Raw genomic sequence first — 3,089 nt, 5'->3', positions numbered from 1 at the left:
ATATAAAAAAAGCACATTAAATAAAAAAACCAGCGATTAATCGCTGGTTTTTTTATTAGCTGTTAATTATTAAGCATCAAATGGATGTCTTAAAACAATTGTTTCAGCGCGGTCAGGACCAGTAGAAATAATTGTTACTGGACATTCAATCAGCTGTTCAATACGTTTTACATATGCAACAGCATTGGCAGGTAATTGATCAACACTTGTTAAACCAACTGTAGACTCGCTCCAGCCTGGAAGTGTTTCATAGATTGGTTTTAAAGTTTCATAAGCAAGTGCATCAGATGAGCCCACACAACCGGAATCTGCACTTTCATAGCCCACACAGATTTTCACTTCTTTTAAACCATCTAAAACATCAAGTTTAGTCAAGCAAATACCAGAAAGTGAATTTACATCTACTGAACGGCGAAGGATTTCAGCATCAAACCAGCCACAACGACGTTGACGACCAGTTGAGGCACCAAATTCTGCACCAACAGTACCCAAATGTTTACCAATCGCATCACCTGTATCGGTAGCTGCATCATAAACCAATTCTGTCGGGAATGGACCAGCACCTACACGTGTTGTATAAGCTTTGGTAATACCAAGTACATAGTCCAAATGTAATGGACCTAATCCAGAACCTGAACTCACACCACCAGCAGTTGTATTTGAAGAAGTTACATATGGATATGTACCATGATCAACATCAAGAAGTGAGCCTTGAGCACCCTCGAACATGATGTTTTTGCCATCTTTACGATAGTTATGCAACTCGGTTGTCACATCAATGACTAACGGGGCAACGACTTCACGCCATTGATCACAAAGTGCCAATACATCATCTACTTTAACCGCTTCAACACCGAAGAACTGAGTGAGCTGGAAGTTATGGTATTCCAACAATTCTTCCAATTGGGCTTTAAGATGATCACCACCACGTACCAGATCCGCTACGCGAATTGCACGGCGAGCAACCTTATCTTCATAAGCTGGGCCAATGCCACGACCTGTTGTACCAATTTTAGCATTACCACGTTTTTTCTCACGTGCCTGGTCAAGTGCAATATGATGAGGAAGAATTAAAGGACAGTTTGGTGAAATACGTAAACGTTCTTTAACTGGAACACCCTCTTTTTCAAGAATGTTCATCTCTTCGATTAAAGCAGCTGGTGAAAGCACAACACCATTACCAATTAAGCAAAGTACGTTTTCACGTAAAATACCTGATGGAATGAGGTGTAATACAGTTTTCTTACCACCAACTACGAGAGTATGACCTGCATTGTGTCCGCCTTGATAACGAACTACTGCAGCCGCTTGATCTGTGAGCAGGTCGACAATTTTACCTTTACCCTCGTCGCCCCATTGGGTACCGAGTACCACAACACTTTTGCCCATAATAGCCTCATTACATCATGCTGTTAAAATTGAAAACTTAATAAAGTGTAAGCACTATCTTAAGTCATTAAATCTTTTCGATTTGCCATTTTCCTGCAACATTCACCAATGTGTGAGTTGCATATGGAACTGAACTTAAATCATCATTGCCAAGTAACTGTGTTACACGTGCGCCATTCTGGCGAGCATCACGAATAGCCTGAAGTAAGCCTGCATCAGTACCTTTAGGTGCGACAATAGTTTCTATTTGTTTAAACTGACCTGCCGTTAATGCATATAAGTCACAGCTAAATCCTGTTGCTGGACGTGCCCGCCCAAAATGCTCACCAATCCCATCATAACGACCACCTTGCGCAAGTGGAGCAGCACGGTTTGGTGAATAAACAGCATACAAAAGTCCGGTATGGTAGTGATAACTGCGGAGTTCAACCACATCTATACCAATATGAAGATCTGACCAACGTGCCTGAATTTCTGAACGTGTTGTAATCAACTCATCCAGTGCATCTCTAAAGTCTGTATCATCCAAAATCGCTTGACTTAAATTTGCCTGCAATGCTTCCAAGTCACTCGAATAACGACCTAAAGCATAAAAATCAGAACCAGCTTTTAGATTCTCTGTGAAATCTTTCAGTTCAGGTAATGCCTTACGTTGATAAAGATCAGACAGTTGGCGTTCATCGGATTTGGAAAGTCCAGCATATTTCACGAGACTGCGGAACAAACCGACATGCCCTAAATCCAGATGCACACCATCTAGTAAGCCCGCTTGTTCAATAAGTCCGAGCATGACGTCAACCATTTCGACATCAGCATCAATACTGTCATGACCGAATAATTCCGCCCCCAACTGTAATGGAGTACGAGAAGCACTAAAACCTTGTGGTTTGGTATGTAACACGGTACCTGCATAGCAATAGCGTGCAATACCTTCTACAGAACGAACATGTGCATCTATACGGGCAACTTGTGGTGTCATATCCGCACGCACACCCAGCAAACGACCTGACAACTGGTCAATTACTTTGAACGTGACCAGATCCAAATCCTGGTTCGATTCTGAAAGAGAAGATAAAGATTCGATGTATTCGATAAATGGCGTATATACCAACTGATAACCCCGAGATGCGAGGAAATCCAATGCGTCACGGCGTAGTGATTCTATCACTTGTGCCTGTTCTGGTAATACATCAGCTACACCATCAGGTAATAACCATGTCTCTGAAATGGGCATGTTGTAAACCTAAATTCTTGTCAGCGCGGAACGTATCCGCATAAAAAAATCGGGAGCACACCCGATTTCTCTTATCTTAACACGATCATTCTAATCATGCACTGAGATTTTTACATTAAAATATAGGTTGATAAATTCTTAGGCAACAAGATGCGCTGGTATTACTTATAAAGTATTAATAGCATGAAATCAGCACTCTAGCACTTTTTCTAACCAAGACCATATTGTTTTCATTTACAAAGTAAAATTAAAAAATATCCCAGATCTTCACCGTCATACTTCAGAAAAGCTTTTATTATTGATTTAGACCAGTATCAAACCCTATTTTTATAATAAATATATTAACTGTTCTATTTTTTATTTTTAAAGTGTTTATCTTGGCGCATATTTTAAAAACAAAGCCACGATGTATGAATTAAATTTTAAAATGATTATCCTGATCATTCATATACAGTGACAATAGCAA

Annotated in this window: 2 protein-coding genes; both read right to left on the bottom strand. The window is 40.1% G+C overall.

What is annotated here, in order from left to right:
• Positions 1–69: 69 nt before the first annotated feature.
• Positions 70–1,389: an adenylosuccinate synthase gene (locus tag KPC_RS18650; protein WP_121975828.1), complete on the bottom strand. Its 1,320-nt coding sequence runs from the start codon at positions 1,387–1,389 to the stop codon at positions 70–72.
• Positions 1,390–1,456: 67 nt separating this feature from the next.
• Positions 1,457–2,623 (bottom strand): ATP phosphoribosyltransferase regulatory subunit, encoded by a 1,167-nt coding sequence (locus KPC_RS18645; RefSeq protein ID WP_121975827.1) that lies wholly within the window; start codon positions 2,621–2,623, stop codon positions 1,457–1,459.
• Between the last annotated feature and the right edge of the window lie 466 nt (positions 2,624–3,089).

This window comes from Acinetobacter stercoris (assembly GCF_900323515.1).
Taxonomy (GTDB): Bacteria; Pseudomonadota; Gammaproteobacteria; order Pseudomonadales; family Moraxellaceae; genus Acinetobacter; species Acinetobacter stercoris.
This window is presented reverse-complemented; position numbering and strand designations above follow the sequence as displayed.